The 26,382-nt window shown below is 61.6% G+C and carries 23 protein-coding genes; 13 read left to right on the top strand and 10 right to left on the bottom strand.

The features are described 5' to 3' along the window. Positions 1-87 precede the first annotated feature (87 nt). Entirely contained in the window at positions 88-1,131 is a 1,044-nt protein-coding gene (locus G9X64_RS09180; RefSeq protein WP_171376445.1) for an NAD(P)-dependent alcohol dehydrogenase, read from the bottom strand. A gap of 490 nt (positions 1,132-1,621) precedes the next feature. Between G9X64_RS09180 and G9X64_RS09185 the strand changes: the two genes are divergently transcribed. The 7 genes from G9X64_RS09185 to G9X64_RS09215 all read left to right on the top strand — a co-directional run bounded on the left by G9X64_RS09185 (position 1,622) and on the right by G9X64_RS09215 (position 10,454). Beyond that, positions 1,622-1,711 carry a K(+)-transporting ATPase subunit F gene (locus tag G9X64_RS09185; protein ID WP_003547774.1) on the top strand — a complete coding sequence of 30 codons (90 nt, stop codon included), beginning with the start codon at positions 1,622-1,624 and terminating at the stop codon, positions 1,709-1,711. Between the two features lie 69 nt (positions 1,712-1,780). Next, positions 1,781-3,484 carry a potassium-transporting ATPase subunit KdpA gene (gene kdpA, locus G9X64_RS09190; RefSeq protein WP_171376446.1) on the top strand — a complete coding sequence of 568 codons (1,704 nt, stop codon included), beginning with the start codon at positions 1,781-1,783 and terminating at the stop codon, positions 3,482-3,484. Positions 3,485-3,694: 210 nt separating this feature from the next. Beyond that, positions 3,695-5,755, top strand: a complete 2,061-nt coding sequence (gene kdpB / locus G9X64_RS09195; RefSeq protein WP_168315067.1) for a potassium-transporting ATPase subunit KdpB — start codon at positions 3,695-3,697, stop codon at positions 5,753-5,755. A 24-nt stretch (positions 5,756-5,779) separates the two neighbouring features. Continuing rightward, on the top strand, positions 5,780-6,349 hold the full coding sequence (kdpC, locus tag G9X64_RS09200) for a potassium-transporting ATPase subunit KdpC (RefSeq protein ID WP_171376447.1): 570 nt from the start codon (positions 5,780-5,782) through the stop codon (positions 6,347-6,349). A gap of 194 nt (positions 6,350-6,543) precedes the next feature. Further along, a complete protein-coding gene (locus G9X64_RS09205; protein WP_171376448.1) occupies positions 6,544-9,252 on the top strand; it encodes a DUF4118 domain-containing protein in 2,709 nt (902 codons plus the stop codon). Next, entirely contained in the window at positions 9,249-9,941 is a 693-nt protein-coding gene (locus G9X64_RS09210) for a response regulator transcription factor (protein ID WP_171376449.1), read from the top strand. The genes G9X64_RS09205 and G9X64_RS09210 overlap by 4 nt, the downstream gene beginning before the upstream one ends. Positions 9,942-9,998: 57 nt before the next feature. Next, entirely contained in the window at positions 9,999-10,454 is a 456-nt protein-coding gene (locus G9X64_RS09215) for a PTS sugar transporter subunit IIA (RefSeq protein ID WP_168312183.1), read from the top strand. Between the two features lie 172 nt (positions 10,455-10,626). Here the strand turns inward: G9X64_RS09215 and G9X64_RS09220 are convergent, their stop codons facing one another. Continuing rightward, on the bottom strand, positions 10,627-11,643 hold the full coding sequence (locus G9X64_RS09220) for a porin (protein WP_171376450.1): 1,017 nt from the start codon (positions 11,641-11,643) through the stop codon (positions 10,627-10,629). Between the two features lie 360 nt (positions 11,644-12,003). Between G9X64_RS09220 and G9X64_RS09225 the strand changes: the two genes are divergently transcribed. The 5 genes from G9X64_RS09225 to G9X64_RS09245 all read left to right on the top strand — a co-directional run bounded on the left by G9X64_RS09225 (position 12,004) and on the right by G9X64_RS09245 (position 16,906). Further along, positions 12,004-13,026 carry a sulfate ABC transporter substrate-binding protein gene (locus G9X64_RS09225; protein WP_171376451.1) on the top strand — a complete coding sequence of 341 codons (1,023 nt, stop codon included), beginning with the start codon at positions 12,004-12,006 and terminating at the stop codon, positions 13,024-13,026. A gap of 8 nt (positions 13,027-13,034) precedes the next feature. Then, on the top strand, positions 13,035-13,892 hold the full coding sequence (gene cysT, locus G9X64_RS09230) for a sulfate ABC transporter permease subunit CysT (RefSeq protein ID WP_171376452.1): 858 nt from the start codon (positions 13,035-13,037) through the stop codon (positions 13,890-13,892). After that, a complete protein-coding gene (gene cysW, locus G9X64_RS09235; protein WP_171376453.1) occupies positions 13,882-14,754 on the top strand; it encodes a sulfate ABC transporter permease subunit CysW in 873 nt (290 codons plus the stop codon). The genes cysT and cysW overlap by 11 nt, the downstream gene beginning before the upstream one ends. Positions 14,755-14,764: 10 nt before the next feature. After that, positions 14,765-15,805: a sulfate/molybdate ABC transporter ATP-binding protein gene (locus tag G9X64_RS09240; protein ID WP_168312178.1), complete on the top strand. Its 1,041-nt coding sequence runs from the start codon at positions 14,765-14,767 to the stop codon at positions 15,803-15,805. Between the two features lie 264 nt (positions 15,806-16,069). Beyond that, positions 16,070-16,906, top strand: a complete 837-nt coding sequence (locus tag G9X64_RS09245; RefSeq protein ID WP_168312177.1) for a cell wall hydrolase — start codon at positions 16,070-16,072, stop codon at positions 16,904-16,906. A gap of 37 nt (positions 16,907-16,943) precedes the next feature. Here G9X64_RS09245 and pepT read toward each other — a convergent pair whose 3' ends face one another. From pepT to G9X64_RS09285, 8 genes are all read right to left on the bottom strand, one after another. Then, positions 16,944-18,176 carry a peptidase T gene (gene pepT, locus G9X64_RS09250; protein ID WP_168312176.1) on the bottom strand — a complete coding sequence of 411 codons (1,233 nt, stop codon included), beginning with the start codon at positions 18,174-18,176 and terminating at the stop codon, positions 16,944-16,946. Positions 18,177-18,280: 104 nt separating this feature from the next. Further along, positions 18,281-19,033 carry a metallophosphoesterase gene (locus tag G9X64_RS09255; protein WP_171376454.1) on the bottom strand — a complete coding sequence of 251 codons (753 nt, stop codon included), beginning with the start codon at positions 19,031-19,033 and terminating at the stop codon, positions 18,281-18,283. 70 nt (positions 19,034-19,103) lie between these two features. Beyond that, positions 19,104-20,162, bottom strand: coding sequence for an ABC transporter ATP-binding protein (locus G9X64_RS09260; RefSeq protein WP_171376455.1), 1,059 nt, complete (start codon positions 20,160-20,162; stop codon positions 19,104-19,106). A gap of 4 nt (positions 20,163-20,166) precedes the next feature. Continuing rightward, positions 20,167-20,997: a carbohydrate ABC transporter permease gene (locus tag G9X64_RS09265; RefSeq protein WP_168312679.1), complete on the bottom strand. Its 831-nt coding sequence runs from the start codon at positions 20,995-20,997 to the stop codon at positions 20,167-20,169. 4 nt (positions 20,998-21,001) lie between these two features. Continuing rightward, positions 21,002-21,937 carry a carbohydrate ABC transporter permease gene (locus G9X64_RS09270; protein WP_168312680.1) on the bottom strand — a complete coding sequence of 312 codons (936 nt, stop codon included), beginning with the start codon at positions 21,935-21,937 and terminating at the stop codon, positions 21,002-21,004. Between the two features lie 96 nt (positions 21,938-22,033). After that, the gene (locus G9X64_RS09275; protein ID WP_168312681.1) at positions 22,034-23,293 is read right to left on the bottom strand and encodes an ABC transporter substrate-binding protein; all 1,260 of its coding nucleotides are present in this window, start codon (positions 23,291-23,293) and stop codon (positions 22,034-22,036) included. Positions 23,294-23,328: 35 nt separating this feature from the next. Next, a complete protein-coding gene (locus tag G9X64_RS09280) occupies positions 23,329-24,501 on the bottom strand; it encodes a PLP-dependent transferase (protein WP_171376456.1) in 1,173 nt (390 codons plus the stop codon). Then, positions 24,498-25,220 carry a FadR/GntR family transcriptional regulator gene (locus G9X64_RS09285; RefSeq protein WP_171376457.1) on the bottom strand — a complete coding sequence of 241 codons (723 nt, stop codon included), beginning with the start codon at positions 25,218-25,220 and terminating at the stop codon, positions 24,498-24,500. Before G9X64_RS09285 ends, G9X64_RS09280 begins: the two co-directional genes overlap by 4 nt. 305 nt (positions 25,221-25,525) lie before the next feature. On the opposite strand from G9X64_RS09285, the gene G9X64_RS09290 reads away from it, so the two are divergent. Beyond that, the gene (locus G9X64_RS09290) at positions 25,526-25,804 is read left to right on the top strand and encodes a hypothetical protein (RefSeq protein WP_168315061.1); all 279 of its coding nucleotides are present in this window, start codon (positions 25,526-25,528) and stop codon (positions 25,802-25,804) included. The last annotated feature ends 578 nt before the right edge of the window (positions 25,805-26,382 follow it).

Here is a 26,382-nt window from a genome sequence, read left to right on the forward strand (position 1 = left end):
ATGCTGGCCTCCACTCCAGCCAGCATCTTGAATCACAAAACAGCCAAAAACGGAATCCCTTCCGATTCAACTAAATCCGGATACGCTCTAGTCCATCACGATCTGCAGCTTCACGTCGCTCGGCCGGGCCTCGACGGCGCGATCAAACGCCTTGATCGAATCCTCGAACTTAAAGGTATCGGAAATCAGTGGCTTCAGATCGACGCGACCCGAACCGAGCAGCGCGATCGAGCGCTCATACTGGTGCGCGTAGCGGAACACCGTCTCGATGCGGATTTCCTTGGTGGATGCCGTCGAGACATCGAAACCGATCGGGTTGACCGGCAGGCCGACGACAACGATGACGCCACCCGGGCGCGGCAGCGCCATGATCGTCTCCCAGGCCTTCGGCGAGCCGGAGCATTCGAAGACGACATCGGCGCCCCAGCCGTCGGTCAGCCGGGCAACCTCTTCGGCCAGGTTCTTCTCGCGGATATTGACCGGAATGACCCCCTGGTATTGCGCGGCGATATCGAGCTTCGGCTGGGCGAGATCAGCGACGATGGCGCGGGCGCAGCCGCCGGCGAGGGCCGCGATCGCCACCATCGTGCCGATCGGCCCGGCGCCGAGGACGACGGCAGTGTCGCCCGGCGTAATCTTCGCCTTGGTGGCCGCCTGCATACCAACGGCGAAAGGCTCGACCATGGCGCCTTCGGCGAAACTGACATTGTCAGGCAGCTTGAAGGTGTAGTTGGCGGGATGCACGACCTCGGGCGTCAGCACGCCGTGGATCGGCGGGGTCGCCCAGAAGGTGACGGCCGGGTCGATATTGTACATGCCGAGCCGGCTTGCCTTGGAATTCGGATCGGGAATGCCGGGCTCCATGCAGACCCGGTCGCCGACCTTGAGATGCGTGACGCCGGCGCCGACCTCGACCACCGTACCCGCCGCCTCATGGCCGAGCACCATCGGCGCGTTGACGACGAAGGGGCCGATCTTGCCGTGGGTGTAATAATGCACATCCGAACCGCAGACGCCGACGGTGTGGATCATGATCTTCACCTCGCCGGGGCCGGTTTCGAGCGGCAGATCGATATCGCGGAGCGCAAGCTCATGCTGGCGCTCGAGGACAAGCGCACGGACTTTGGTCATCGTCGGTTTCCTTCCCTAATGGCTTGCCCATGACTCCGTCGGGCAGCGTCGAAGCCGACTATAAGGCCCCAAGCCTTCCCAATTCAACCAGATTGCGAAGGCTATTGCTCAACAAATGAAAAAATGCTCACTCGCATTTGCCGAGGCTCCTTACCGGCAGCGGCTCGTCCGCAAACTGCGCCAGCCGGTCCGATGGCGAGCGGCCTTGGAAAGGCACTTATAAGATTTTTATATAGATGGCCTGTCGTCCGTCTCGAACCTTTATGCGCTTCGGCTCCATATTGATGGCCGAGAGATCGAAAAGATCATCTCCACGCCAGAAAGCATGAAAGGCGGCCTCCCAGCGCCCTTTGTCTTGTCTGACTCCAAGAAGAACAACAGGAGTCACGATCATGATGGATATCATTCTACTTGGCACGGCAATCATATTCTTTGCGCTGTGCTTTGCCTACACCCGAGCCTGTGACAGGCTTTGACAGGAGAAACGACGATGACCCTCGATTATGTGTTGAGCGGTGCCGTGACCGTGTTTCTCACCGTTTACCTCACCTACGCTCTCCTTCGCCCAGAACGCTTTTGAAGAGAACTGGCGCTTCTGAGGTCGCCCCTGCGCGACCGAGAAGCAGCCAGGTATTGAAAGTTACCCCAAATGACCCTCAACGGATGGCTTCAGGTCCTGCTTTACTGCGGGATCGTCCTCGTGCTCGTCAAACCGCTCGGCGGTTACATGACGCGTGTCTACAATGACGAGCGCACATTCCTCTCCCCGGTCCTCGTTCCGATCGAACGGGGGCTTTACCGTATTGCGGGCACCAGCGAGCGCGAGGAGCAGCATTGGACCTCCTATGCCTTTGCGATGCTGATGTTCAACCTGCTCGGCGTCCTCGTCCTTTACGCGCTGCTGCGCCTGCAGGACATCCTGCCCTATAATCCGGCCGGCATGGCCGCCGTCCCGCCGGAGCTTTCGTTCAACACCGCCGTCAGCTTTACGACAAACACCAACTGGCAAAATTACGGCGGCGAAAGCACCATGTCGTATCTGACCCAGATGGCCGGCTTCACCGTGCAGAACTTCCTGTCGGCCGCGACCGGCATGGCGATCGCTGTCGCCTTCATCCGTGCTTTCGCACGGGCGTCGGGCAAGGCGATCGGCAATTTCTGGGTCGATATGATCCGCGGCACGTTCTACATCCTGCTGCCGATCTGCATCGTGCTGACCATCGTCTACGTCTATCTCGGCGTGCCGCAGACGCTTGGGCCCTATGTCAATGCGACCACGCTCGAAGGCGCGCAGCAGACGATTGCCGTCGGACCTGTTGCATCGCAGCTTGCGATCAAGATGCTCGGCACCAATGGCGGCGGCTTCTTCAACGCCAATTCGGCCCATCCGTTCGAAAATCCCGATGCGATCTCCAACCTCATCCAGATGGTCTCGATCTTCGCGATCGGTGCGGCCCTCACCAACGTTTTCGGCCGCATGGTCGGCAACCAGCGCCAGGGCTGGGCGATCCTTGCCACGATGGGCATCCTGTTCATCGTCGGTGTCAGTGTCACCTATTGGGCGGAAGCTGCCGGCAATCCGCTGATGCATGCCTTCGGTCTTGGTGGCGGCAATATGGAAGGCAAGGAAGTCCGCTTCGGCGTCGCCCTGTCCTCGCTCTTTGCCGTCATCACCACGGCCGCCTCCTGCGGCGCCGTCAATGCCATGCACGGCAGCTTCACCGCGCTTGGCGGCCTCATCCCGCTGATTAGCATGCAGCTCGGCGAAGTCATCGTCGGCGGTGTCGGCGCGGGCTTTTACGGCATCCTGCTGTTCATCATCGTCGCCGTGTTCGTCGCCGGCCTGATGGTCGGCCGCACGCCGGAATATCTCGGCAAGAAGATCGAGGCGAAGGAAATGAAGATGGCCGTTCTCGTCATTCTCTGCCTGCCGCTCGCCATGCTGGTCTTCACTGCGATCGCCACGGTGCTGCCTTCCGCCGTCGCCTCGATCGGCACGGCCGGCCCGCACGGCTTCTCCGAAATCCTCTATGCCTATACCTCGGCTGCGGCCAACAACGGCTCGGCTTTCGGCGGCCTGACGGGCAACACGCCCTGGTACAACATCACACTCGGCATCGGCATGCTGATGGGCCGGTTCCTGGTCATCATCCCGGCCCTTGCCATCGCCGGCTCGCTGATCGCCAAGAAGACGGTTCCGGCTTCGGCAGGCACCTTCCCGACGGATGGTCCGCTCTTCGTCGGCCTGCTCGTCGGCACGATCCTGATCGTCGGCGGCCTGACCTTCTTCCCGGCCTTAGCGCTCGGCCCTGTCGTCGAGCATCTGGTCATGATCGCCGGCCAGACCTTTTGAGGTGATGCCATGATCCTTCGTCACAGGCTTCGCAACGCCCTCCATGTACGTCCCGGTGCGCCGGGACGTGGGAATGGCCCGAGGCCCCAAGCCTCCAACATCATCCTGGTGATGATGGCAGGCCTCCTCGTCATCGCCGCCATCTTCAAAATCTTACAGGGCTGACCGGCTTCCGGTTCGCCATCCTCGTTTCAAAAGCTGGAGTCTCTTATGAGCCAGGCAAAATCCGCGAGCGTCTTGGATTCTCGCATCCTCATTCCGGCCGTGGGGGCCGCTTTCAAGAAGCTCAACCCCCGCGCGCTTGCCAGAAACCCGGTCATGTTCGTCGTGGCCACGGTCTCGGTGCTGACCACCGTCCTCTTCCTGCGCGATCTTGTGGCGGGCAACGGCAACCTCGGCTTCTCGTTCCAGATCAATCTCTGGCTCTGGTTCACCGTGCTCTTTGCCAATTTCGCAGAAGCCGTCGCCGAAGGCCGCGGTAAGGCGCAGGCGGATTCGCTGCGCAAGGCGCGCACCGAAACCCAGGCCAAACTGCTCACCGCCAATAATGGCAGCGGCTACCGCATGGTGCCGGGTACCAGCCTCAAGGTCGGCGACCTCGTGCTCGTCGAGGCCGGCGATATCATCCCGTCGGACGGCGAAGTTGTCGAAGGTGTGGCCTCCGTCAACGAAGCGGCGATAACAGGCGAATCCGCCCCCGTCATCCGCGAATCCGGCGGCGACCGCTCGGCCGTCACTGGCGGTACGCAGGTGCTGTCCGACTGGATCCGCGTCCGCATCACCGCCGCTGCCGGCTCGACCTTCATCGACCGGATGATCGCGCTCGTCGAAGGTGCGGAGCGCCAGAAGACGCCGAACGAGATCGCGCTTAACATTCTGCTCGCCGGCATGACGCTGATCTTCGTGCTTGCGACGGCGACGATCCCGAGCTTTGCCATCTATGCCGGCGGCTCGATCCCGATCATCGTGCTCGTCGCCCTCTTCGTCACCCTGATCCCGACGACGATCGGCGCGCTGCTCTCGGCAATCGGCATCGCCGGGATGGACCGCCTCGTCCGCTTCAACGTGCTCGCAATGTCCGGCCGCGCGGTCGAAGCCGCCGGCGACGTTGACACCCTGCTGCTCGACAAGACCGGCACGATCACGCTCGGCAATCGTCAGGCGACGACCTTCCGCCCGGTTCGCGGCGTTTCCGAACAGGATCTTGCCGATGCCGCCCAGCTCGCCTCGCTCGCCGACGAAACCCCGGAAGGCCGCTCCATCGTCGTACTCGCCAAGGAGAAATATGCGATCCGCGGCCGCGACATGGCAAGCCTGAAGGCCACCTTCGTGCCGTTTACCGCCCAGACCCGCATGAGCGGCGTCGATATCGAAGGCGCTTCGATCCGCAAGGGTGCGGTCGATGCCGTGTTGGCCTATGTCAACGGCGACGCATCCTCGAAGAACGGCAGCGAGGTCGTGCGTGAACTGCAGTCGATCGCCGACGAGGTCGCCAAATCGGGCGGCACGCCGCTGGCAGTCGCCCGCGACGGCAAGCTGCTCGGCATCATTCAACTGAAGGACATCGTCAAGGGCGGCATCCGTGAACGCTTCACCGAGCTTCGCCGCATGGGCATCCGCACCGTGATGATCACGGGCGACAACCCGCTGACGGCAGCCGCCATCGCCGCCGAGGCCGGCGTCGACGACTTCCTCGCCCAGGCAACGCCGGAGATGAAGCTGGCGCTGATGCGCGAGGAACAATCGAAGGGCAAGCTCGTCGCCATGTGCGGCGACGGCACCAACGATGCGCCCGCACTTGCCCAGGCCGATGTCGGCGTCGCCATGAACACCGGCACGGTCGCCGCCCGCGAGGCCGGCAACATGGTCGATCTCGACTCGGACCCGACGAAGCTCATCGAGATCGTCGAGATCGGCAAACAGCTCCTGATGACGCGCGGCGCGCTGACGACCTTCTCGATCGCCAACGACATCGCCAAGTATTTCGCCATCATCCCGGCGATGTTCCTGACCTTCTACCCGCAGCTCGGCATCCTGAACATCATGGGGCTTTCGACGCCGCAAAGCGCCATCCTCTCGGCGATCATCTTCAACGCGCTGATCATTATCGCGCTGATTCCGCTGTCGCTGAAGGGTGTCCGCTACCGTCCGATCGGCGCCGGCGCGCTGCTGTCGCGCAACCTGCTGATCTATGGTGCCGGCGGCATCATCGTCCCCTTCATTGGCATCAAGGCGATCGACATGGCTGTCGCAGCCCTCGGCCTTGCCTAACTGAACATTCGAAGGAGTAAGACAATGTTGAAAGAACTTCGTCCGGCGGTCGTCATGATCGTTGCCACCACCGCCATCACCGGCCTTCTCTATCCGCTCGCCATGACCGGTGCCGCCCAGGCCCTCTTCCCGACCCAAGCGAACGGCAGCCTGATCGAGAAGAACGGTCACGTGATCGGCTCGACGCTGATCGGCCAGGCCTTCACCAGCGACAAATATTTCCACGGCCGCCCTTCGGCCGCCGGCGACGGCTACAATGCGGCCGCCTCCAGCGGCTCCAACCTCGGCCCGACCAGCCAGAAGCTGATCGACCGCGTCAGGGGCGACTATGAGGCCGCCAAGGCGGCGAACCCGAACGCGGAGGTGCCCGCCGACCTCGTCACCGCTTCGGGCAGCGGCCTCGATCCCGATATCTCTCCGGAGGCCGCCTATTTCCAGGTGGCGCGTGTCGCCAAGGCGCGAAGCCTTGACGAGGCCAAGGTCAAGGCGCTGGTCGACGGTGCCGTTCAAGACCGCGAAATCGGCATTCTCGGCGAACCCACAGTCAATGTTCTGGCGTTGAACCAGAGCCTTGATGCTTCTATGACTGAGTAAAGGTTGTGGTCGCGACTTCTCCTCCTCCCTCATCCCTGTGCTCGTCACAGGGATCCAGCCGCGTCGCGTCGGCGGCGCAGGAGACTCCTTTCACGCGAAGGACTTCGCGTGGCTGGATTCCTGTGACAAGCACAGGAATGAGGGATACGGAGACGTAATGCGTCCCCCACATCATTTGCAGAAAGACCATACGCATGCCAGACGACAATCGCGACCAGGCCGGCAGGCCCTCGCCCGATGCGCTTCTCGAAAAAGCCCGGGCCGAGACGCGCGGCCGTCTGAAGATCTTTCTGGGTGCCGCCCCCGGTGTCGGCAAGACCTACGAGATGCTTGTCTCCGGCCGCGCCAAGATCGCCGACGGTCTCGATGTCGTCATCGGCGTCGTCGAGACCCATGGCCGCAAGGAAACCGAGGCGCTCGTCGCCGGCTTCGAGATTATCCCCCGTGTCGAAATCAGCTACAAGGGCCGGCCGCTTGCGGAAATGGACCTTGACGGCATCCTTGCCCGCCGACCCGATCTCGTGCTGGTCGACGAACTCGCCCATACCAATGCCGAGGGCAGCCGCCATCCGAAACGCTACCTCGACGTCAAGGAACTGCTCGATCGCGGCATCGACGTCTATACGACGTTGAACATCCAGCATGTCGAAAGCCTGAACGACGTCGTCTCGCAGATCACCCGCATCCGCGTGCGCGAGACGGTGCCGGACTCGATCATCGACCTTGCCGACGACGTCGAGATCATCGATCTGACGCCGGATGATCTGATCAAGCGCCTGCATGACGGCAAGGTCTACATGCCGCGCACCGCTGAGCGGGCGCTGACCAATTATTTCACGCCGGGCAACCTGACGGCGCTGCGCGAGCTCGCACTGCGCAAGACCGCCCAGCGCGTCGACGACCAGTTGCTCACGCATATGCAGGCCCATGCCATATCAGGCCCTTGGGCGGCGGGCGAACGTGTCCTCGTCTCGGTCGACCACCATCAGCGCTCCGCCTCGCTGGTGCGCTACGCCGCCCGCATGGCCTCGCGGCTGCGCGCGCCCTGGGCTGCCGTCTATATCGAGACCAACCGCTCTATCAATCTGACGGAAGCCGAGCGCGATACCGTCGCATCCACGCTGCGCCTTGCCGAGCAGCTCGGCGGCGAGGCGATCACCCTGCCCGGCCGCGAAGTGGCCGAAGAACTCGTCCGCCACGCCGCCGCCAACAACGTCACCCACATCGTCATCGGCGCCCCGAAGAAGCCGACATGGCGTGATTGGTGGCACCGCTCGATCACCGACGAGCTGATCCGCAAGACCGGCGAGATCAGCGTCCATGTCATTTCAGGCAATGAGAAGGACGGCACCACCGCGCGTGGCGTCAGGGCGGCCGCTACTGCGCCGCCACTGGATTTCAGGGCTTATCTGCTGGCGACCGGTTATGTCGCCATCGCGCTCGGCGTCAGCGTCGTGCTCGACCAGGTGCTCGACGTGCGCAACCTCGCCCTCGTTTTCCTGATGGCGGTGCTGACCTCGGCCGTCCTCCACGGCCTGCGGCCAGCGCTCTACAGCTGCATCCTCAGTGCGCTGTCCTTCAACTTCTTTTTCCTGCCGCCGCGCTACACGCTGACGATCAGCGACCCGGAAAGCGTGCTTGCCCTGTTCTTCTTCCTGGGCGTCGCCATCATCGCCAGCAACCTGACCGCGACCGTGCAGCGCCAGGCCGCCGCCGCCCGCCAGCGGGCGCGCACGACGGAGGATCTCTATCTCTTCTCGAAAAAGCTCGCCGGCACCGGCACACTCGACGACGTGCTCTGGGCAACCGCCTTCCAGCTCGCCTCGATGCTGAAGGTCCGCGTCGTGCTGCTGCTGCCGGAAGAGGGCAGCATCGCCGTCAAGGCCGGTTATCCGCCTGATGATACGCTCGACGATGCCGATATCGCCGCCGCCCGCTGGGCCTGGGAGCATAATCATGCCGCCGGCCGCGGCGCCGATACCCTGCCCGGCGCCAAACGCCTCTATGTGCCGCTGAGAACCGGGCGCACTGCCGTCGGCGTCATCGGCCTCGACAGCGACCGCCGCGACGGACCGCTGTTGACGCCCGAGCAACAGCGGCTGCTCGATGCGCTCGCCGACCAGGCGGCCCTTGCCATCGAACGCATCCAGCTTGTTGCCGATGTCGACCGGGCAAGACTTGCGGCCGAAGCGGACCGGTTGCGTTCGGCCCTGCTGACATCGATTTCGCACGACCTGAAGACCCCGCTTGCCGCCATCCTCGGCGCCGCCGGCACGCTGCGCGATTATTTCGCCTCGATGCCGGAGGAGGACCGCAGCGATCTGGTGTCGACCGTCGTCGACGAATCCGAACGCCTCAACCGCTTCATCGCCAACCTGCTCGACATGACCAAGATCGAATCCGGCGCGATGGAGCCGAACCACGCGCTGCATTATGCCGGCGATATCATCGGCAGCGCGCTGCGCCGTGCCGCAAAGATCCTCGATCACCACAAGACCGAGATGAGCATTCCCGCCGACCTGCCGATGGTGCGCGTCGATCCTGTCCTCTTCGAGCAGGTGATCTTCAACCTGCTCGACAATGCCGCGAAATACGCGCCCGAGGGATCGGTGATCCAAATCGGCGGCTGGGCCGATGCCGACAACGTCGTCGTGCAGGTCTCGGACGAAGGCCCGGGCATTCCGCCGGCCGATCTCACCCGCGTCTTCGACACCTTCTACCGCGTGCGCAAGGGCGATCAGGTGCGCGCCGGCACCGGGCTTGGCCTTTCCATCTGCCGCGGCTTCATCGAGGCCATGGGCGGCACGATCACCGCCGGCAACCGGACGGGCCCTCCGGGCGCCGTCTTCACCATCCGCCTGCCGAAACCCACCGACATTCCGAAGCTGGATGAACTCCGATGACCGGTTCAGCCGTCAAAATCCTCGTCGTCGACGACGAGCCTCCGATCCGCAAGCTGCTCCGCGTCGGCCTGACCGCGCAGGGCTACGAGGTGCAGGAAGCGCCGAACGCCAGCGCCGCCCGTCAGTCGGTCTCCGACGTCATGCCCGACCTCATTGTGCTCGACCTTGGCCTGCCCGACAAATCAGGCCACGACCTACTGCAGGAGTGGCGCGACGAAGGGCTTTCCATGCCGGTCGTCATTCTCTCCAGCCGCACCGACGAGGCCGGTATCGTCAAGGCGCTGGAAAGCGGCGCCGACGATTACGTTACCAAGCCTTTCGGCATCAACGAACTCGGCGCCCGCATCCGCGTGGCCCTGCGCCACCGCCTGCAGCAGCAGGGGGAAAAGGCGATCTTCCAGACAGGCGGGCTATCGATCGATCTCGTCAAGCGCATCGTCAAAGTCGACGGCGCAGAAATAAAGCTGTCGCCGAAGGAATACGACATCCTGCGCGTGCTCGCCCAGCATGCCGGCAAGGTGCTGACACACCAGTTTCTTCTAAAGCAGATATGGGGGCCGGCGGCTGATGTGCAGTATCTGCGCGTCTATGTCCGGCAACTGCGGCAAAAAATCGAGCAGATTCCGGACCAGCCGCACTATATCACCACGGAGACCGGCGTCGGCTACCGGCTCAGGGAACCGGACTGACGTCCCTTCCCTCCTGCTGCCCGAACAGTATCGAGCCCGAACAGCATCGAGAATGACATGAACCTTCCCAACATCATCCGGCCGGAACACAGCTTCATCGGCGTGTCGGCGCAGACCAAATGGCGGGCGCTGCAGACCATAGCCGACAAGGCCGCCAAGGCTTTCTCCCTCGACGGCCACACCATCCTGAAGGCACTGGAAGTGCGTGAGAAGCTCGGCTCGACGGGGATCGGCAACGGCATCGCCATCCCGCATGCGGCGATCGACGGCATGGCCAGCCCGCGCGGCCTGCTCATCCGCTTCGCCCAGCAGTTGGATTTCGAGGCAATCGACGATATCCCGACCGACATCGCCTTCGTGCTGCTCTTCGGAGAAAACAATCGCGGCGAATATCTGAACGTGCTGTCCGCCATCGCCAGGCGGCTGCAATCGGACGGCGTGCTTGCCGCCATGCGCAAGGCAAGAACGGTCGACGAATTCTATTCCGATTTCATCGCCGATTCACGGGTGTGACGCCCAAAAACCGCTCACAGGCATTATAAAAAGGGCGCGGCCCGAAGGTCGCGCCCGCTCGTCTGCAATCAGACTAAGTTAGAGCGGTTCAGCTTAACGCTGAACCGCTCTAATCACTTGATTTTACGCAAGTCCGGACGGAAAACCGCTTCGCACTTTTCCTGGAATTGCTTTAGAAATCGCGCTGGAAGCGCAGGAAGCCGAACACTTCGTCGTCGCCTTCGTCCTCATCGTGATATTGCACGCTGAGCTTCGAACGCAGGTCTTCGACGATCTGGTAGTCGATGGTAACACCCGTCGTGTAGGCGCTGCCGCCGGTGAAGCCGTTGCCATCAGCCTCGAGAGCGATGTTTTCGAAGTACTGGAAGCCGGGAGTGACCTTCCACTTGTCGTTGATCTTCAAGGCGTATTCTGCTGCGATCGTCCATTCGGACTCTTCGTAGTAGTAGTTGGCGCCGCTTGCCCATACGCCGGCAATGCCGAGAGTGCCCGGGCCGATGTCGGCATAGACGATACCGCGGACAGCGACTTCGCTGGTGTCGGTGTCATAACCGGCAAGCAGGTAAGCGCTGATGGCGCCGGCCTTGTAGGAGACCTGGCCCGCGACACCAAAGTTATTCGGGCCTTCGCCCGGCTTGGTGGCGTATTCATCTTCCAGTTCGTCGACCGAAATGCCGGCCGCGAAAGCGCCGGACTCGTACTGATAACGGATCGAGTTGTGGGTCGTCTCGTTGCTGGCGAGCGTATCTGTCTCGCCGCTCATGTCGTCATCCCACCAGCTGTACAGTTTACCGGCGCGGAAACCGGCAATGTCGAGATAGCCCTCATCCAGCAGAGCTTCCTGATCGGAGGCATTGTCGACATTGTAACGCAGCGTGATGACGCCGGTGAGCGTACCATACTCGGTGTCGTTCTTGGCCTGGAAGGTGACCTGACCGCGAGTCCAGAAGTTTACGTCGGAATCGCCGGATATCTGCTCACCGAAGCGCACTTCGGTACGGATGTAACCGCCGATCGAAAGGCATGTTTCCGTTCCCGGAATATAAAAATAGCCGGTACCGTAGGCGTCGCAAACGCGAACATATTCCACGGGCTCGGGTTCCGCCGCCACGATGGCGTCGGCTGCGCGGGCTCCGGAGGCCGCGGCAAGGGCGGCAACGGAGGCAAAAAGGATCGTTCTGATATTCATTTTGAATGGCCCTAATAGGTTTAGAATGCGAGGCGCACTTCAAGGGATGCCCCCGCGTAGCGGTCGGTGAATACGACCGCACGGGAGCCATATAGGAATCCGCAAGTGCCATCGCGGCAAAAACTTGGCAAAAATCTGCGGAGCATGGCGCTTTCGTGGAGGAACTGTGGCCAAAAAAACACGGCCTGCGACGGGACGACAGCGGCGGCCGATTGGCCGCGGCCAACTTCGGCACGTCTATTTCAAAATCGATCCTGAAATGGAATGGCATTCTAACGGCAGTGCCGGAACCGGAAGAACCTTTGTTTCATTATACGACTGACTTGATAGAGTTTAGACACAAACACGGAGGGTTCCCCAATGACACAACGGCTCACCCGGCTCATTGCAGCCGCGGTCATGGCAGGCAGCTTCGCAATCGGGAGCATCGCTCCGGCATTCGCGGATCAGACGCTTCTTAACGTTTCCTACGATCCGACTCGCGAATTGTATAAGGATTTCAATGCCGCCTTTGCCGCCAAGTGGCAGAAGGACAGCGGTGAAACCGTGACGATCCAGGCATCGCATGGCGGCTCCGGCGCTCAGGCCCGCTCCGTCATCGACGGTCTCGACGCCGATGTCGTCACGCTGGCTCTCGAAGGAGATATCGACGCCATCGCCAAGAAGACCGGCAAGATCCCTGCCGACTGGAAGACCAAGTTGCCCAACAATTCGACGCCCTACACGTCGACGATCGTCTTCCTGGTCCGCAAGGGCAATCCGAAGGGCATCAAGGATTGGGACGACCTGATCAAGGACGACGTGCAGGTCATCACCCCGAACCCGAAGACCTCGGGCGGTGCCCGCTGGAACTTCCTTGCCGCCTGGGCATGGGCCAAGCAGGCGAATGGCGGCGACGACGCCAAGGCGCAGGAATATGTGACGAAACTGCTGCAGCACGTTCCGGTTCTCGATACCGGCGCCCGCGGCGCTACGACCACCTTCGTCCAGCGCGGCCTCGGCGACGTGCTTTTGGCCTGGGAAAACGAAGCCTATCTTTCGCTTGAAGAGCTCGGTCCCGACCAGTTCGAGATCGTAACGCCGGCCTTCTCCATCCGCGCCGACCCGCCGGTCGCCATCGTCGACGGCAATGTCGACAAGAAGGGCACACGCAAGGTCGCCGAAGCCTATCTCAACTACCTCTATTCGGACGAGGGCCAGAAGATCGCCGCCAAGCACTTCTACCGGCCGATCAAGCCTGAGGCCGCCGATCCGGCCGACATCGCCCGCTTCCAGAAGCTGACGCTGGCGACCATCGATGACTTTGGCGGCTGGAAGGACGCACAGCCGAAATTCTTCGGTGATGGCGGGGTATTTGACCAAATCTACAAGCCGGCCCAATAATAGACTTCATGAAAGCACATAACCCCACGCGGTGGCGGTTCAAGCGGCCGAGTGTCATTCCGGGTTTCGGAATGGCGCTCGGCCTTACCTTGACCTGGCTCACCCTTCTGATCCTCATCCCGCTCTCGGGCCTTGCCGTGCGGTCGAGTGCTCTCGGCTGGGAAACATTCTGGTCGATCGCGCTCGATCCGCGCACGCTGAACGCATTGCGCATCAGCTTCGGCAGCGCCTTCATCGCCGCGATCGTCAACGCCGTCTTCGGCATCATCCTCGCCTGGGTGCTGGTGCGTTACCGCTTTCCGGGCAAGCGCGTCATCGATGCCATGGTCGACCTGCCCTTCGCGCTGCCGACCGCCGTTGCCGGTATCGCGCTGACGACGCTCTATGCACCGAGTGGCTGGATCGGCCAGTTCCTGACGCCGCTCGGCATCAAGATCGCCTTTACGCCGGCCGGTATCGTCGTGGCGCTGATCTTCGTCGGCCTGCCCTTCGTGGTGCGCACGGTGCAGCCGGTCATGGAGGAAATCGACAAGGAAGTGGAGGAGGCTGCGGCAACGCTCGGCGCCAATCGTTTCCAGACGATTTTCCGCGTACTGCTGCCGGGGCTGGCGCCCGCCGTGCTCACCGGCTTTGCGCTCGCCTTTGCCCGCGGCGTTGGCGAATACGGCTCGGTCATTTTCATCGCCGGCAACCTGCCGTTCAAATCGGAGATCGCGCCGCTGCTGATCATCATCAAACTCGAAGAGTATAATTACGCCGCAGCGACCGGAATTGCGGCGATCATGCTGATCATCTCGTTCGCCATGCTGCTCGTCATCAATCTCATCCAGAGCTGGAGCAGGCGGAGGTACGGTTATGGCGCTTGATGCGACCGCTCAACCAATAAAGCTGCGTTCGGTGACCACCGAAAACAGGATCGCGCGCTTCACCCTGATCATCCTCTCGCTCGTCTTCCTGTTGCTGATCCTGCTCCTGCCGCTCGCAGCCGTCTTCGTGGAAGCCTTTCGCAAGGGAGCCGGCCCCTTTCTCGAGGCGCTCGCAGACGCCGAGACCTTCTCGGCGATTCGCCTGACGCTGATCGTCGCTGGCGTCAGCGTGCCGCTCAATCTCATCTTCGGGGTTGCCGCCGCCTGGGCGATCGCCAAGTTCGAGTTCAAGGGCAAGGCCTTCCTGACGACGCTGATCGACCTGCCCTTCTCGGTCTCACCCGTCATATCGGGCCTGGTCTTCGTTCTGCTGTTCGGCTCAAGTACCTGGCTCGGCCAGTGGTTCAGCGCTCACGACATCAAGATCCTGTTTGCGGTGCCGGGGTTGATCCTCGCCACCATGTTCGTCACCTTCCCCTTCGTCGCCCGCGAGTTGATCCCGCTGATGCAGGAACAGGGAACGGCCGACGAGGAGGCAGCCCTTTCGCTCGGCGCCAGCGGCTGGCAGACCTTCTGGCACGTGACGTTGCCGAATATCAAATGGGGCTTGCTTTACGGGGTACTGCTCTGCAACGCTCGCGCCATGGGCGAATTCGGCGCCGTCTCGGTGGTGTCAGGCCACATCCGCGGCCAGACGAACACCATGCCGCTGCAGGTGGAAATTCTCTATAACGAGTATAATTTCACCGGCGCTTTTGCGGTCGCCACGCTTTTGGCCTTGCTCGCGCTCGTAACTCTTGTTTTGAAGACGCTGCTGGAAATGCGCTATAGCGCCGAAATCGCCGCCAGCCGACGGCACTGAAGGATTTGGAATGGAAGTACGCGTTCAAAACATTCGCAAGGAATTCGATCGTTTTCCGGCGCTGCACGATGTCTCGCTCGACATCCGCTCCGGCGAGTTGATTGCACTGCTCGGTCCTTCGGGCTCCGGCAAGACGACGTTGCTGCGGCTGATCGCCGGCCTCGAAAGCCCGACGGAGGGACTGATCTTCTTCGGCGACGAGGATGCCTCGAAGAAATCAGTGCAGCAGCGCAATATCGGCTTCGTCTTCCAGCACTATGCCCTCTTTCGCTATATGACAGTGCTCGAAAACGTCTCCTTCGGCCTGAAGGTCAGAACCAGTGCGCGGCGGCCGCCGAAGGCCGATATCCGCAGGCGGGCGTTGGAACTGCTCGACCTCGTCCAGCTTTCCGGTCTGGAAAAACGCTACCCCGCTCAGCTTTCCGGCGGCCAGCGCCAGCGTGTGGCGCTCGCCCGCGCCATGGCCGTCGAGCCGAACGTGCTGCTGCTCGACGAACCCTTCGGCGCGCTCGACGCCCAGGTGCGCAAGGACTTGCGCAAGTGGCTGCGCGATATCCACGACCGCACTGGCCACACCACCGTCTTCGTCACCCACGACCAGGATGAGGCGCTGGAGCTTGCCGACCGCGTCGTCGTCATGAGTCAGGGCGCGATCGAACAGGTCGGCACGCCGGACCAGGTCTACGACAATCCGAATTCTCCCTTCGTCTTCGGCTTCATCGGCCAGTCGAACTGCCTTGAGGTCGAGGTTGCCGACAGCGACATTCGCTTCGAAGGCCGCTCGCTCGGCCTCAATGCCGAAGGCGAGCCGGATGGTACGGCGCAGCTCTACTTCCGCCCGCATGACGTCAGGCTCTGCGAATCAGCTGAGAACTGTATCGCCGGCCAGCCGGTCTCCAGCCGCCGCGTGGCCGGCACTCGCCATATCGAACTCAATATCGGCAATGATCGCCCGCATATCGAGATCGAATTGCCGCCGAGCGAGGCCGACAGGCTTGACCGCAACCGGGTGGCTTTCAAGCCGACCCGCTGGAAACTGTTCCGCAGTTGATGGAGATAGGGCGGCGACCGACTGCGCCGCGTGTCTTTTCGAGAGCCGCAAAGGAGCTGTAACACTTTGAATTGCTGGATGATTTTATCCTTAAATCGACTCTGATTTAAGGAACATGCGGGAGGTCACCGCCGGAATCGCATTTGGCGAGAGTCCCTTGGGCTTTTTGTGATCTAAGGTTGTTTGTATTTCAGTCATATGACGAGTAAAACGTTTTCACTTAATCACAAAGGGCTGGACTAATCCCATAGGAGGCACCTGGCGTTGAGGGCGGAGATTTCCTTTGGAAAATCCCTGATCGGGATTTTGTTCGTAGGACTGGCAGCTGCAAGCTGCACGACGACATCGAAACCGGCGGCAACGGCGGCGAACACCAAGACGAAGCAGGGTCAATCGGCAAAAGTCACGTTCAATTATACGGCCAAGGATCGCGACTGCCTGCAACGCGCGATGTATTTCGAATCGCAGCATTCGGACAAGGACGGCTACATGGCTGTCGGGACCGTTGTCATGAACAGACTCACCTCCGGCGCCTATCCCCCTTCCATCTGCGGCGTCGTGGCGCAGAAAAAGCAATTTGCGCCCGGCGTGATGACGCGCGAAGTCAAGCCGCAGGCGGAACCCGAGCTTGCGAGCGCGGCCGATGCGATCCTTGTCAAGGGCGCCCGCCACCCTGCGGTGAAGGATGCGATGTTCTTCCACACGAATGGACTGAAATTCCCCTACGACAACATGCACTATGTGACGGTCGCCGGCGGCAACGCCTTCTACGAGAAGCGCGACTCCAACGGCATGCTTCAAACGCCGCCGCCGCTGCCCTCCTACGAGGTGGCGATGAATTATGTGCCCGGCGAAAGCATGCTGCCGCCGCAGTTCGAGGCCCTGATACCCTCGGCGGTTCCCGTTCCTCTGCCTGCTCCAGACCCCATGGCTACGGCAAGCACGGGGCAGATGCGGATCACTGCCCCGGTGACCGCGCCGGAAACATCGCCGGTAACATCGATCGAGCCCGAGCCGGGAATGCCTATCGCGATCCCGACCCCCCGCCCCGCCTATGACAGCGTGATGCTGCGTGAAAGCCTTCCGGCGAACGGCGGTTAAACCGCCCTTTCGGTTTAAGAGTTAGGTGGAAGCGCGCCTAGGCGCGCTCTTCCCAGACCTTCGCCAGTTCCACGATCGTTTTGACGGCCTTTTCCATATCCTGGCGGCTCACCCATTCGAGCGGCGAGTGGAAGGCATGGCCGCCGGCGAAAATGTTCGGGCACGGCAGTCCCATGAAGGAAAGGCGCGAGCCATCCGTGCCGCCGCGGATGCTGCCGCGCACCGGCGTCATGCCGGCCCGGCGCACCGCCTCGATGGCGTTCTCGACGATCTCCGGGTGACGATCAAGCACCACCTTCATGTTGCGATACTGCTCCTTCACCTCAAAATGATAAGTCGAGCCGGGATAGGCAGCCATCACGTCCTTGACGATCGCTTCGAGCATCGTTTCCTTTTCCGTCAGCCCCTTGTCGGTGAAATCACGGATGATGAGGCTCAGCGACGCCTTCTCCATCGAGCCGGTCACGCCCGTCGGATGGATGAAACCCTGCCGGCCTTCCGTGGTCTCGGGGGCAATATCCCTCGGCAGCCGGTCGATGATGGCACCGGCGATCTTGATGGCGTTTTCCATGCGATCCTTGGCGAAACCGGGATGGATCGCCACGCCTGATATGCTGATCTCGACGCCGTCGGCCGAAAAGGTCTCATCCTCGATATGGCCTGCCGTCTCGCCGTCCATCGTATAGGCGAAGTCGGCACCGAGTTTCTTCAGGTCGACCTTGTTGACGCCGCGCCCGACTTCCTCGTCGGGGGTGAACAGGATCTTGATCGTCCCGTGCCTGATATCAGGATTGTCGACGAGCATCGCAGCCGCGGTCATGATTTCGGCCAAACCAGCCTTGTCGTCGGCGCCGAGCAATGTCGTCCCATCGGTCGTGACGATATCGTTGCCGATCTGGTTCTGCAGCTCGGGATGATCGCTGACGCGGATCACTCGGGCCGTGTCGCCGGCAAGCTTGATATCACCGCCGGCATAATTCCTGACGATCTGCGGCTTGACATCAGTGCCGCTGAAATCGGGCGCCGTATCCATGTGCGAGCAGAAACAGATGACCGGCACCGTCTTGTCGCTGTTGGCCGGAATGGTCGCGTAGACATAGCCGTGTTCATCGAGATGCGCGTCCGCCAGACCGATCTTCAGCAGTTCATCAACCAGAACCCGGCCGAGATCCTTCTGCTTGCCCGTGGTCGGCTGCGCAGACGAGGCAGGGTCGGATTGCGTGTCGATAACGACATAACGGAGAAAGCGGTCGAGAACAGTGTCGGTCATGGCATCCAATCCAGCAAGATCACACGGACGATATAGCCCTCCTGGGCGATGCGGCAAAAGATTTTTCCGCTCGCAGCACGTGAGGAATGACCGTTCAATCCACTTCATGCGCTCCGGTCGGATGTTGGAATCGATACCACATGCGAAACCAGCCGGACGTCACTGACCTCATGCACGAGAAAGGATGGAGCGTCGATCACCGGAAGATCGGCCCGGCCTTCCAGCAGAAGTGGATTGGGCGGGGCGAGGGAGCCGCAGGTCTGGACAGGGATCGACCCCAGGCGACCAAATGCGGGTCGGTGAACATGGCCGCAGAGAATCGCCAGCGGCAGCCTGTCCATCGCCTTCAAGGTGCTGAGAAGCGCAGTGCTGTTCCTACATCCGACCTGGTCCAGCACCTCGATGCCGATCCTGAATGGCGGTTGATGCATGAACAGAAGGGCGGGCGCTGTCACGTCGGCAAGCGCGCTCATCAGCCACGGCAGATGCGGCAGGACGTCGCCGTAGCTCTGACCGGCGACGGTCACATCGACACCGAAGAGGGTCAGCCCATCGATGGCTGCCCGGAAATGCATCGGTCCGGTCGCACTGATCCATGGGTCGACGGCGGCAAGTTCGGAGCGCATCAATTGCAGATCATCACCGTTGCCCGGCAACAGGTGGACAGGGCAGTCCAGCGACCGCAGGCTTTCGGCGACCAGGCGATAGCCTTGCCGCCATCCGTCGTCCACCAGATCTCCGGTGACAACAAGCGCATCCGGGCGGAACGTCCTCAGCCAGCCTATCGCCCGTTCCAGCGTCTGGAGCGACGAAAGGGCCGGCCTCGCATGGATATCGGATATCTGTGCAACAAGCATGTTCTGCCTCCCCGCCCCCGCCGAAGACAGTATGCCAAAACCGACAGTAACGGGCCAGCGGCCCAGTGGCTCAGTCGACGCGCTTTCCTTCGCCGTCGAACACGTGCAGATACTGGGGTGGGAAAGCCACATTGACCTTCGGGCCTGCCTTCAGCGCCTCGCAGTTCAGCGTGAAGATCTTGAACGGCAAGCCATGCAGGGCAAGGTGCAGGATGATGCCGAAGCCTGTGGGCTCGACGAGTTCCACATCTGCGGCAAGCCCCGCCCCGCCATCGCTCATCAGCACATGCTCCGGCCGGATGCCGAGCGTCACCTTTGCGGCGTCGACAAGCGGCAAAGGCTTTGCAAGCGGCACGATCGTGCCGTCCTTCAGCTTCACGCCGCCGGCATCGTAGGTGGCCTCGAGGAAATTCATCCCCGGCGAGCCGATGAAACCGGCAACAAAAAGATTGGCGGGGCGGTCGTATAGTTCCAGGGGACTGCCAACCTGCTGGACCACCCCGCCATGCATGGCGACGATCCGGTCCGCCAGCGTCATTGCCTCGATCTGGTCGTGGGTCACGTAGATCGAGGTCGCCTTCAGGTCGCCATGCAGTTTCTTGATTTCGGCGCGCATCTGTTCGCGCAGGCGCGCATCGAGGTTGGACAGCGGTTCGTCGAACAGGAAGGCCTTCGGCTGGCGCACGATGGCGCGGCCCATGGCGACGCGCTGGCGCTGGCCGCCGGAAAGCGCCTTCGGCCTGCGTTCGAGCAGCGGATCGAGGCCGAGCTTGGCGGCAGCCGCGGCGACCGCGCTGGTGATTTTCTCCTTCGCCACCTTCCGCAGCCTGAGGCTGTAGCTCATATTGCCGGCGACGTTCATATGCGGGTAAAGCGCATAGGACTGGAACACCATGGCGATGTCGCGATCCTTGGGATGCAGTTCGTTGACCCTATTGCCGGCAATGCTGATCTCGCCTGATGTGACCTCCTCCAGCCCGGCGATCATTCGCAGCAGCGTGGACTTGCCGCAGCCGGACGGACCAACAAGCACGACGAACTCGCCGTCCTGGATTTCCAGGTTGACGCCGTGCAGCACCTGCACATGGCCATAGGCTTTGCGGATATTCCGGATATCGATCGATGCCATTTGTTTAACCCTTGACCGCGCCGGCCGTCAGGCCCTGGACGAGATAGCGCTGGATGAGCAGGAAGAAGAGGCCGGCCGGAATGAGCGCCATGACGCCCGCCGCCATCATCTGCCCGAAATCCACCGAGAATTTCGAAACGAAGGTGAGAAGGCCGACGGGGAAGGTCGCCGCGTCATTGCCGTTGATCAGCATCAGCGCGAAGAGCAGCTCGCTCCAGGCGGCCGTGAAGACGAAGCCGAGCGTGGCGGCGATCCCCGGCAGCGTCAGCGGCAGGATGATCTGGCGAAACGCCGTGAACTGCGTCGCCCCGTCAATCTTCGCCGCCTCTTCGAGATCTCTCGGAATGCCGTCGAAGAAGGACTGCATTAGGAAGGTGGCGAAAGGCACATTGAAGGCGGTGTAGACGATGACGAGCCCGGTCAGGCTGTTGGTCAGATGTAAGGGTGACAGGATCTTGAAGATCGGCGCCACCAGCATCACCAGCGGAAACATCTGGGTCAGCAGCATCAGGGCGACGATCCAGTATTTTGCCCGGAAATTGAAGCGCGACAGCGCGTAGCCGGAGAGCGAGGCGCAGATGGTCACGGTGACGGCGGTCGAGGCCGAGACGATCAGGCTGTTCTTGAAGAAGGTCGGAAAGGCGCTATGCCGCAGCACGAAAGCATAGTGATCCCATGTCGTGCGCGACGGCCACATGCGTACGCCTTCGGAATATAGCAGGTCGTTCGGCGTCACCGACACCTTGAGCAGCCAGAACAGCGGAAAGAGCGCGAAGGCGATGTAGCAGAGGATCCCCAGGCGGTGTGCGATAGTGGGAATGACGGATCGTCTCATGATCTCAATCCTTGTTCAGCAGCGTCTGCCGGAGCAGGATGATCAGCATCGAATAGGCCAACAGCAGGACGAGCAGCACCAGCGCGATCGCTGAGGCATAACCGAAATCGAGCCGCCTGAAGGCTGTCGTGAAGATATAGCTGGCGACGATCTGCGTCCGGTCCGCCGGCCCGCCATTGGTCATGACGACGATGAGATCGGCGAAATTGGAAATCCAGACGGTGCGCAGCAGCACGGTGATGGCGATCGTTGGCGCAAGAAACGGCAGGGTGATCGAGCGGAAGCGCTGGAACCAGCCGGCGCCGTCGATCGACGCCGCCTCATAGAGATCGCGCGGAATCGCCTGCAACGCGGCAAGCAGCGTGATGGCAAAGAAGGGAATGCCCCACCAGACATTGGCAACGATCGGCCCCCACATCGCATATTTGGGATCGGAGAGGATATTGCCCGGCTCATGCATCAACCCGAGGGCGAAGAGCCAGTGCGGGATTGGCCCGATGACCGGATTGAACAGCCAGGCCCAGTTGAGGCCGGCTAGGAAAGACGGCACGGCCCAGGGCAGGAAGACCAGCGCCTGCGCGATTGCCCTACCCTTGAACGGCTTGTCGAGCAACAGCGCCAGGATGAGGCCGAAAGCGAACTGCAGAACGACGGAGGCGCCGGTCCACCACAGAGTGTTCCTCAGCGCGCCGTAGAAGGCGGCATCGCCGGAAAGCTCGCGGAAGTGATCGAGCCCGATGAAGCCGCCGGAAAACGGATTGAGCAGTTGGATATCGCGGAAGGCGTAGGAAATGCCGACGGTTAGCGGCACCAGCATCACCGCAATGATCAGGATCAGCGACGGCGCGCTATAGAGATAGGGCTCCGAAGCATCGGCAACGCGACGCAGCCATGGCCTGCGGTCGCGACGCATGTCGAGCGTATCGGCGGAAATGGTCATCAGCCAAAATTCCCGTTCGCGGCGTTCATGCGCCGTCTGTGTCATCAATAAAAGCGGCGGCGGCCTGTTCTGAGGCCGCCGCCGTCGATCCGTCGCTTATTTCTTGGCGAGGAACTTCTGCTGCGCCTTGGTCAGATAATCTGCCCACTGGTCGGCCAGATCCTTCGCCGAGATATCGCCGAGCAATGCCTGCTGCGAGGTCTTGATCGCCAGCGAATCCTTGAAGAAGGCGAATTCTTCGAGGTAGGTCGGCATGACTGTCGGTACCGTGTTCGGATCGGCCAGTTCCTCGAACCAGCCCTTGAACTGGTCACCGGCATAGAAGGGATCCTTCTCGGCCGCCGTATAGGCCGGCAGGGCGCCGATGCGCTTGTTCCACTCGATATTGCCTTCCGGCCCTTCGAGAGTGGCGATCAGCTTCCAGGAGAGATCCTTGTTGCCGCTGGTCGAAAACATCGACCAGCCGCCATAGCCGATCGTCGGGAAGGACTTGCCGTCGGGGCCCTTCGGCAGCGGCATGACCCCAAAATCGTCCTTGTTCATGCGTTCGGCGATGGCGATCAACGCATCCGGATCCTGGTCGAGGAATGCGCAGGTGCCGGAATAGAAGCCGGCGACGACTTCGTTGAAGCCCCAGTTGACGCTGTCCTTCGGCGCATAGCCCTTCTTGTAGAGATCAACCATCCATTCGATGCCCTTGGCCCAGCCGGGGCTGTTCATCGTCGAGGTGCCGTCGTCGTTGAAATACTTGTTCGAGCCGGCCATCGTGGCGGCAAAGATCATCCAGCCGTTGAGGCCGCCCGGTCCGCCGCGCATGCAGTAGCCGTATTTGCCGGGCAGTTTGGAAACCTTTTCCGAAGCGGCGGTGAATTCTTCCATCGTCTTCGGCGGCGCGGCGACGCCGGCTTCGGCAAGCAGCTTCTTGTTGTAGAACATCGCCCTGAGATAGAAGCCGTAGGGCAGCATATAGGCGGTGTTCTTGACGTCACGGCCGAGTTCGAGCGCGCGCGGCGTCAACTCCTTGGTGTGCTCCCACTTTTCGAGGTAGGGTTCCAGGCTCTCGAGCATGCCGTTATTGGCATAGAGCGACAGCCAGGTATCGGGCATCTCCATCACATCGGGCACGTCGCCGGCGGACACCATGGTCGCGAACTTCTGGAACGCTTCGTTCCAGGGCAGCGAGATGATGTCGACCTTGGTGCCGGGATTGGCGGCTTCGAACTTGCCGACGATCGATTTCAGCGTTTCGGTGCGCTCCGGGCTGGTGATGACTTCGACAAGCTTGAGCGTGGTATCGGCAAAGGCCGTACCCGCCATCATCGAAGCAAAGAGCGTCGAGATTATTAGTTTTTTCATAGCTCAGTTCCCCCTTATTAGGTTTCTCTCGGGTTTCAGGATTGTGAGGCGGCGGCGAGCGCCTCCTCGATGTCTCTCCACAGAGCCTCGGTTCCTTCGAGGCCGACATGGAGACGTACGGATCGCGCATGGATGCCGAAGGCATGTGCGGAATTCGGCTGTGCCTTCTGCTGAAGCACCACCTCGCCCGGTACGATCAGGCTTTCATGTCCACCCCAGCTTACGCCCAGTTTGAAGAGCTTGAGGTGATCGGCGAAGGTGCGGATATCGACGCCGTCGCGGAAGATGAAGGAAAACAGGCCCGAGGTGCCGTTGAGCCCGGCGGGCAGGCGGTTGGCGAGCCCCGGATGGCAGACCATCTCCACCACCTCGAGTTTCTGCAGGCGCCTGGCGATTTCAAGCGCCGATGCCTCATGAGCCCGCATGCGCAGCGGCAGCGTGCGCAACCCGCGGATCAGCAGCCAGGCGTCGAACGGCGAAAGCTTGCCGCCGAGATAAGGATAGGCCTCGGCCTTGACGCGCGCAATCATCACCTTCGAGCCGGCAATGACGCCCGCCACCACATCGCTGTGGCCACCGAGATATTTCGAGGCCGAATGGATGACCAGATCGACGCCGAGCGTCAGCGGCCGCTGGAAAAACGGGCTCGCCCAGCTGTTGTCGATCATCGAGACGACGCCGTGATGTCTGGCGAGTGCTGCGAGCGCACCGACGTCATGGGCCTCCATCACCCAGCTCGTCGGGCTTTCCATGTAGAAGAGCTTGGCGCCGGGCAGCGCCTTGGCGACCGCTTCCTCGTCGCGCCCGTCGACATAGGTCACCTCGATCTTCATCCGCTTCAGGATGGTGCCAAACAGGCGGAAGGCATCGGGATAGACATGTTTGACGGCGACGATGCGGTCGCCCGGTTCGACGAAGCTTAAGACCGCCGACGAGATCGCCGCCATGCCGCTGGCAAAACCCAGCGCATCCTCGGCACCTTCGAGCTTTGCCAGCATTTCCTCGAAGGCGCGCACCGTCGGGTTCAGGCCACGCGTATAGATCGGCCGCACCTTCTCGCCGCGATAGGAGGCGATCATGTCGTCGTAATCGGAAAAGGTGAAAAGCGAGGTCTGGAAAATCGGCGGCACGACGGCGTCGGCGAAGTTGCCTTCGTCATGCGTGGTAATGAGGGAAGCAAGATCGAACGGTTCGGAGCCGTTGCTCATTTGGACATTTCCTTGATGTCTTCCTCGACGATATCGAGAATTTTCAATGTTTCGGCGCGCGCCGCCTCGGGATCCCCGGCAGCGATCGCGTTAAAAAGGGTGCGATGAAAGGGAAAGGACCGGCGCGCGAAATCCTGCCGGTCGAACGGATGCTCCCAGAAGCGCTCGAAGGTCTCGCGCATCTGCTCGAGAAGCTGGCGAAACAGCGGATTGTGGGTGGCGTCGTAGACGGCGAGATGGAAGGCCAGATCCTCCGGCCCGGAGGTGCCTTTCTCCAGGTGCACCCGCTCCATCGCGTTCAGCCTTTCCTCGATGACGACGAGGTCCTTTTCGGTGCGCCGCCGCGCCGCGACCATGCCCGCCTCGCATTCGATGCCGCGGCGAACCTCCAGCGTCTGCAACAGCGCGTCGCGCAGATGCGCCGCGTCGAACGACAGCGGCATGTGGATCGTCGCCCTGGAAACCGGTTTCAGCAGATAGGTGCCGCTGCCCTTGCGCGTCTCGATGACGCCGAGCGCCTGGAAATGGCGGATCGCCTCGCGAATGGTCGAGCGGCCGACGGCAAGGGCTGCCATCAGCTCGCGCTCGGCCGGCAGCCGATCGCCCGCCTTCAATCGCGCTTCCTCGACGTAATCCGCCAGCGCATCGGTCACCTGACGCGCGCGGTCCATGACGGGAAGCGGCCGGATCACCGGCCTGTCGCTGCTATTTGCCTTCATGGTTCCCCATTTTCTTATCAGGCAGCCGACCTCGAGAATTGGTCTGACATCTTAGCATTTCTCAAAGATGGAAAGGCGTCAAGGGGTGTTTGTTCGTAGGTTGGCCCGCCGCTCCGCAATTCCCTTTGCATCTCCGAAACGGCCTCAAAAATACCTCGACACGCGACGTGGCTGGACGGCGCCGTGGTCGAAGTCTCTTTGATATCCGGAGCCGCGGAGGCGGCTCCTGGTGGCGCTTACCGCAGACACGCAGTGGAACCGGCTCTCTCTTCAGGTGTTCCTTCCGATCAGCAGGGAGCTTTCAAATGACCTACGTCGCATCGCCAAGCTACGACCGTAATGACGCCAGCCGCGCTTCGAACCTCCGTCAGTGTCTCGAGACCGCAAGACGCCACCTCGATGAGACTTCGCACAACTCGGAAACCGAGAAAATCGAAACGCTCGTGGCTTCCGCCATTGAGGCGGGTTGGGAAGAGGATGAAGTGCGCGAGGCACTGAGCGCCGGCGACGAGCAGGGAAGCGAGATACAGGAGCGCAAACCACCCGTCCCAACGATTGGGGTGGTCCCTTCGTCATCTTTCTGACCCGTGGCAGACGCTAACGCGGTCCTGGCAAGCGGCGCCATGTATCTCGCCGCCTAATCACCTGTGCGGATAGTTGGCCAATCGCTACCACTTTGGCGCCGAGTGGTGTCCGTCAAGCATGCTCAAGACGCTCGACGTCCCGCAGGACCAAAGCGCGCAGAAGCGGCCCACGCGGCGTTGGATCTCCTGGCTCATTGGAGGCCGGTCGGCAAGAAGACCCGTCCAAACCCTCCGGCGTGATCCTCTCTCCAGCAAAGCATCTGACTGTGGCCTGACAACCGTCGGCGCCGACCTAGTTAGTCACCGACGGCCGGGGATGCGGCCGTTCGGGCTTTTGAAAACTCGAAATCAACGACAAGAGGATAAGTTGATGAAAAGGACGTTCCTATATTATTGCGCTTTGTTATCCGCGCTGTCGGGGGTGACAGCTTCCGTTGCCGGCGCCCCCGCACTCGCGGAAGAATTTGTTGCTTCGCAGAGCGGGACGGTCGTCGAAACCAAGAAGGGTAGTCTTGTCGGCGCACTCGACGATGGCATCTACAGCTATCTTGGCGTCCCTATGCTCGTGCCGACCGCTT

This window comes from Rhizobium sophorae, assembly GCF_013087515.1.
In the GTDB taxonomy this organism is placed as follows: domain Bacteria; phylum Pseudomonadota; class Alphaproteobacteria; order Rhizobiales; family Rhizobiaceae; genus Rhizobium; species Rhizobium sophorae.

What these genes read in the sequence shown, in the direction of transcription:
- G9X64_RS09180 (WP_171376445.1), bottom strand. Translation starts at nt 1,131, where the DNA reads ATGACCAAAGTCCGTGCGCTTGTCCTCGAGCGCCAGCATGAGCTTGCG.
- G9X64_RS09185 (WP_003547774.1), top strand. Translation starts at nt 1,622, where the DNA reads ATGACCCTCGATTATGTGTTGAGCGGTGCCGTGACCGTGTTTCTCACC.
- kdpA (WP_171376446.1), top strand. Translation starts at nt 1,781, where the DNA reads ATGACCCTCAACGGATGGCTTCAGGTCCTGCTTTACTGCGGGATCGTC.
- kdpB (WP_168315067.1), top strand. Translation starts at nt 3,695, where the DNA reads ATGAGCCAGGCAAAATCCGCGAGCGTCTTGGATTCTCGCATCCTCATT.
- kdpC (WP_171376447.1), top strand. Translation starts at nt 5,780, where the DNA reads ATGTTGAAAGAACTTCGTCCGGCGGTCGTCATGATCGTTGCCACCACC.
- G9X64_RS09205 (WP_171376448.1), top strand. Translation starts at nt 6,544, where the DNA reads ATGCCAGACGACAATCGCGACCAGGCCGGCAGGCCCTCGCCCGATGCG.
- G9X64_RS09210 (WP_171376449.1), top strand. Translation starts at nt 9,249, where the DNA reads ATGACCGGTTCAGCCGTCAAAATCCTCGTCGTCGACGACGAGCCTCCG.
- G9X64_RS09215 (WP_168312183.1), top strand. Translation starts at nt 9,999, where the DNA reads ATGAACCTTCCCAACATCATCCGGCCGGAACACAGCTTCATCGGCGTG.
- G9X64_RS09220 (WP_171376450.1), bottom strand. Translation starts at nt 11,643, where the DNA reads ATGAATATCAGAACGATCCTTTTTGCCTCCGTTGCCGCCCTTGCCGCG.
- G9X64_RS09225 (WP_171376451.1), top strand. Translation starts at nt 12,004, where the DNA reads ATGACACAACGGCTCACCCGGCTCATTGCAGCCGCGGTCATGGCAGGC.
- cysT (WP_171376452.1), top strand. Translation starts at nt 13,035, where the DNA reads ATGAAAGCACATAACCCCACGCGGTGGCGGTTCAAGCGGCCGAGTGTC.
- cysW (WP_171376453.1), top strand. Translation starts at nt 13,882, where the DNA reads ATGGCGCTTGATGCGACCGCTCAACCAATAAAGCTGCGTTCGGTGACC.
- G9X64_RS09240 (WP_168312178.1), top strand. Translation starts at nt 14,765, where the DNA reads ATGGAAGTACGCGTTCAAAACATTCGCAAGGAATTCGATCGTTTTCCG.
- pepT (WP_168312176.1), bottom strand. Translation starts at nt 18,176, where the DNA reads ATGACCGACACTGTTCTCGACCGCTTTCTCCGTTATGTCGTTATCGAC.
- G9X64_RS09255 (WP_171376454.1), bottom strand. Translation starts at nt 19,033, where the DNA reads ATGCTTGTTGCACAGATATCCGATATCCATGCGAGGCCGGCCCTTTCG.
- G9X64_RS09260 (WP_171376455.1), bottom strand. Translation starts at nt 20,162, where the DNA reads ATGGCATCGATCGATATCCGGAATATCCGCAAAGCCTATGGCCATGTG.
- G9X64_RS09265 (WP_168312679.1), bottom strand. Translation starts at nt 20,997, where the DNA reads ATGAGACGATCCGTCATTCCCACTATCGCACACCGCCTGGGGATCCTC.
- G9X64_RS09270 (WP_168312680.1), bottom strand. Translation starts at nt 21,937, where the DNA reads ATGACCATTTCCGCCGATACGCTCGACATGCGTCGCGACCGCAGGCCA.
- G9X64_RS09275 (WP_168312681.1), bottom strand. Translation starts at nt 23,293, where the DNA reads ATGAAAAAACTAATAATCTCGACGCTCTTTGCTTCGATGATGGCGGGT.
- G9X64_RS09280 (WP_171376456.1), bottom strand. Translation starts at nt 24,501, where the DNA reads ATGAGCAACGGCTCCGAACCGTTCGATCTTGCTTCCCTCATTACCACG.
- G9X64_RS09285 (WP_171376457.1), bottom strand. Translation starts at nt 25,220, where the DNA reads ATGAAGGCAAATAGCAGCGACAGGCCGGTGATCCGGCCGCTTCCCGTC.
- G9X64_RS09290 (WP_168315061.1), top strand. Translation starts at nt 25,526, where the DNA reads ATGACCTACGTCGCATCGCCAAGCTACGACCGTAATGACGCCAGCCGC.